This is a genomic window from Neisseria sp. HMSC065D04, assembly GCF_001815675.1.
Taxonomy (GTDB): domain Bacteria; phylum Pseudomonadota; class Gammaproteobacteria; order Burkholderiales; family Neisseriaceae; genus Neisseria.
The window spans coordinates 71,569-75,604 of sequence record NZ_KV821496.1 but is presented as its reverse complement, the minus strand read 5'-3'; the positions used below and the strand labels follow the sequence as shown (position 1 = coordinate 75,604).

Sequence of the window (4,036 nt, the reverse complement as noted above, 5' to 3'; positions counted from 1 at the left end):
GTCGCCTTGTCCTGATTTAAATTTAATCCACTATCTATTTATAACAATATGAAAAATCTCATTTTCTGGCTTGCGCTGTTGGCTGCGGCTTTCAGTTTTTTTTATTATCAGCAAAACCATAGAATTTCTCATACCGAGCTGATTCATGCTGAGTCGCCGCATGACAGGTCTTCCGTGTCTTCATTCGGCGGATTGGCTTACCTGAATTTTTTGCGTGCAGGCGCGGGGCTGCCGACTTTGGCGCATTCGTCGGTTTTAGAAAAGTCCGCCCGCAATCATGCGCGTTATTTGTTGCAGAACCCTGAAGACGGTCATGACGAACGTCATCGCAGCAATCCGTTTTTTACCGGTTACCGCCCGAATGAACGCGCCCGCAAGGTAGGTTATCTTTATGATGGCGTACATGAAAATATCACCACCGGTTTTTATCCGTATCCTGAAGATATGGATACCAATTTGCCGGTTCAGCAGCAGATTGACGGTTTGATGACCGCTATTTATCACCGCTTCTCTCTGTTGGAACAAGGCATTGATGAAGCCGGTGCGGCATTTGAGCATCGTGATGGGCGCATATCGGTCGCCATCAATCAGGGAAATCATCAGTTTAATTTTTATTGCGGTTTAGGCAGGGTTTATCCTGAACCGGGACGGCGTTACTATCAAAATGCCTGCAACAACAATGCCATTGTTTATGCGGACGAAGTCAAGGCGCAACGCGAGTTCTTATATGTCGTTTATCCGCAAGGTGATTTTGCCATGCCGGATTTTCACGGCGAACACCCCGATCCCATGCCGGGACACGAATTTACCGGCAATCCGGTCAGTATCGCTTTTTCGGAATCTGCCGGAAAAATCAAAATGCGGTCGTTCAAGCTTTATCAGGGCAAATCCGAGATAGAGAAGGTCAAGGTGTTGACGGCAAGCAATGATCCGAATCAAACGTTTTCTGATCGTCAATTTGCCTTATTTCCTTTATTGCCTTTGGAATACGATACCGCGTATCGTGCCGTATTCGAGTATGAGCGCAATGGCAAATCTGAAAAAGCCGAATGGACGTTCCGAACGAAAAAGCCTGATTATCCTTACTTTATCGTTAAAGGTGGCGAAAAATTGGCGGTTGAATCGGGTAAGAAATATTTCATTCATTGGAAGGATTTTTGGTGTCAGCGGGAATGCGAAGAGTATGTTTACCGCCAACGCGGCAAAGCGAAACTCGAAGTCATGGAGCGTCAGATCGGCGGTATGGTGGTACGGGTTACCGGAGACAAAGGCGATGATGTCCGGTTAACGCCGAAAGAAGAAAACGATAAGGCGGTCTTACTTTATATCTGGCAATAGGCAATCAAGGTCGTCTGAAACCTAAACAGGTTTTCAGACGACCTTCTTTATATGCAACAAGACAAAGCAGGGTGGGGCAAGATACTTTATTGTTTGGGTGAACCGTAAAACTGTTAGAATAGCGGAAATTTTATTTCTTGTTTCTCAAACAATGATCCGCCATCCGAAAATTGCCGCCCATACGCGTTATGCCTTTATCTGTATCGGACTGATGATGCTTTCTTTCCTGATATATGTGGTTTTGGCAGTGTTTGATTTGGGCTTGGATATGTCGATGCGGATTGAGTTGACCCGTTTTGCGCTCATTTTAATCTTGCTGTTTGCGTTTTTAGGCGGCGTTTTTTCAATCTGGGTAGCGGTGCTGCGAAAGAAAATGGGGGTATGACATGAACCAAGTTGATAACAACATTCCTGAAGAAATCCGTTTGCAACATGACCGATCGGCTTTGGTTTTGGTTTATCGCGGTGAACGTAAAACCCTTCCTGCCGAATTTCTCCGCGTTTATTCTCCCAGTGCCGAAGTGCGCGGACATGGTGCGGGACAAGATGTCTTGCAGACAGGTAAAGCAGAAGTTACGATTTCTGATTTAGACCCTGTCGGTCAGTATGCGCTCAAAATTACTTTTTCAGACGGTCATAATAGCGGTTTGTATGACTGGGCTTATCTTTATAAATTGGCTTACGATTATGATGCGCTTTGGCAGGATTATCTTCGCAGGTTAAAAGAAGCCGGAGCTTCCAGAATACCGAGTGCCGCTGACCTTGTTGCCGGTAAAAAGCATTCCTGCGGCAGCGGCGGTTGTGGCGGGCATCATTGATTACTGAGCGTGTTTGTTCTTTTTGAAGCGGCATTGTGACGGACAGCAGGATGTCGGCAAAGCAGGCTCTGTTCCTCGCTTGAAAAAATATATCAGCCTGTCGGATGTCAAACAAAATCGGCTGGAAAGATACGGTCTTGAGGGTACAATGCCACTACACGGGGGCAAGTTGCGCTGCTATCTGAATAAAAAAGATTATTTAGCCATCCATTTGATAGACTATACCAAGCAGGTCCGCAAAAAGCATATCGTGAATGACGATAAAAATGCCATCACCTTCTGAGATGAAATTTCAGCATTCGGCGTAGCCATGGACAAATTGAAAGACAGGTTTGCCTCTCAATGATTAAACTTTCAGACGACCCCTAGAGCAAGGTCGTCTGAAAATCGAAATACCGTTTGAACCATATTGATTTCAGATTATTTTAGGAAAGCACCTCTATGAGCGACCACAAAACCCATTTCGGTTTCACTACCGTAAACGAAGAAGAAAAGGCAGGTAAAGTGGCCGAAGTGTTCCATTCCGTAGCCAAAAACTACGACATCATGAACGATGTCATGTCTGCCGGCCTGCACCGCGTTTGGAAACATTTCACCATCAATACCGCCCGTCTGAAAAAGGGCGATAAAGTGCTGGATATCGCCGGCGGTACCGGCGACCTGTCGCGCGGCTGGGCCAAGCGTGTGGGCAAAGAGGGCGAAGTGTGGCTGACCGACATCAACTCATCCATGCTGACAGTGGGCAGAGACAGACTGCTGAATGAAGGTTTGATTCTGCCCGTATCGCTGGCCGATGCCGAAAAATTGCCGTTTCCCGACAACTATTTCAATCTGGTTTCCGTTGCTTTCGGTTTGCGCAACATGACCCACAAAGATGCTGCGCTCAAAGAAATGTACCGTGTGCTCAAACCGGGCGGAACGCTCTTGGTGTTGGAATTTTCCAAAGTCTACAAACCACTGGAAGGCGCATACGATTTGTATTCCTTCAAACTGCTGCCGGTCATGGGCAAACTCATTGCCAAAGACGCAGACAGCTATCAATATCTGGCAGAATCCATCCGCATGCACCCCGATCAGGAAACATTGAAACAAATGATGCTGGATGCTGGTTTCGACAGCGTTGATTATCATAATATGAGCGCAGGCATCGTAGCCTTGCATAAAGGTGTGAAATTCTGATGCCCGAATCGGCTGACCTATCTGTCTGATGCCCATAGCCTATTCCAAAGTATCGGGCTTATGTTGATGGCTGAAAAAGGTCGTCTGAAAACCGATTGATAAGGTTTTCAGACGACCTTTGTTGTAAGAAATCTCTGAGTTGTACTGATATATAGCTGCCTGAAGGCGGCTGGCAAACAGACGGCGGCATGACTTCACTTTACCGCCCGTTTCAACACACAGCCGCCCGAAGGCGGCTGAATCCAGATATGCGCGGTTCTGCGACTGAGCCGATGTTTCAACACCCAGCCGCCTAAAGGCGGCTGGCCGGTGCGCCCTCTGCGGCGTGGTGGAAAAGGTGGTTTCAACACACAGCCGCCTAAAGGCGGCTGTCGCAGCCTTGTATAGTGTTCAAACTGGGTATGTACGGTTTCAACACACAGCCGCCTGAAGGCGGCTGCAAAGGTGAAGTTATGACAAATATGACAAAGGATGTTTCAACACACAGCCACCTGAAGGCGGCTGACAGGACGCGAGGCTGATAGCCGAATACTGCCGAAGTTTCAACACACAGCCGCCTGAAGGCGGCTGGACGGATATCTTCGCGGGTGTTGACGATAAGATGGTTTCAACACACAGCCGCCTGAAGGCGGCTGTACAGCGTTTCGCATAGATTACCCTTACTTATTCACGTTTCAACACACAGCCGCCTGAAGGCGGCT

6 protein-coding genes are annotated in these 4,036 nt (G+C 47.6%); 5 read left to right on the top strand and 1 reads right to left on the bottom strand.

What is annotated here, in order from left to right; translation table 11 throughout:
* Positions 1 to 48 precede the first annotated feature (48 nt).
* The 5 genes from HMPREF3050_RS04280 (at position 49) to ubiE (ending at position 3,335) form a co-directional block, all read left to right on the top strand.
* Complete coding sequence (locus HMPREF3050_RS04280) at positions 49 to 1,338, top strand: CAP domain-containing protein (protein ID WP_070773644.1); 1,290 nt, start codon at positions 49 to 51, stop codon at positions 1,336 to 1,338.
* 97 nt (positions 1,339 to 1,435) lie between these two features.
* A complete protein-coding gene (locus HMPREF3050_RS04275; RefSeq protein ID WP_231286232.1) occupies positions 1,436 to 1,723 on the top strand; it encodes a cytochrome b6 in 288 nt (95 codons plus the stop codon).
* A 1-nt stretch (position 1,724) separates the two neighbouring features.
* Complete coding sequence (locus HMPREF3050_RS04270) at positions 1,725 to 2,156, top strand: gamma-butyrobetaine hydroxylase family protein (RefSeq protein WP_003762839.1); 432 nt, start codon at positions 1,725 to 1,727, stop codon at positions 2,154 to 2,156.
* Positions 2,157 to 2,169: 13 nt separating this feature from the next.
* Positions 2,170 to 2,439, top strand: a complete 270-nt coding sequence (locus HMPREF3050_RS14570; protein ID WP_168166254.1) for a hypothetical protein — start codon at positions 2,170 to 2,172, stop codon at positions 2,437 to 2,439.
* A gap of 158 nt (positions 2,440 to 2,597) precedes the next feature.
* On the top strand, positions 2,598 to 3,335 hold the full coding sequence (gene ubiE / locus HMPREF3050_RS04265; RefSeq protein WP_003760056.1) for a bifunctional demethylmenaquinone methyltransferase/2-methoxy-6-polyprenyl-1,4-benzoquinol methylase UbiE: 738 nt from the start codon (positions 2,598 to 2,600) through the stop codon (positions 3,333 to 3,335).
* A 39-nt stretch (positions 3,336 to 3,374) separates the two neighbouring features.
* Here the strand turns inward: ubiE and HMPREF3050_RS14565 are convergent, their stop codons facing one another.
* Positions 3,375 to 3,533, bottom strand: coding sequence for a hypothetical protein (locus tag HMPREF3050_RS14565; RefSeq protein ID WP_168166257.1), 159 nt, complete (start codon positions 3,531 to 3,533; stop codon positions 3,375 to 3,377).
* Positions 3,534 to 4,036: the final 503 nt, after the last annotated feature.

Coding starts and splice junctions, on each gene's coding strand:
- HMPREF3050_RS04280 (WP_070773644.1), top strand. CDS start 49: ATGAAAAATCTCATTTTCTGGCTTGCGCTGTTGGCTGCGGCTTTCAGT.
- ubiE (WP_003760056.1), top strand. CDS start 2,598: ATGAGCGACCACAAAACCCATTTCGGTTTCACTACCGTAAACGAAGAA.
- HMPREF3050_RS04270 (WP_003762839.1), top strand. CDS start 1,725: ATGAACCAAGTTGATAACAACATTCCTGAAGAAATCCGTTTGCAACAT.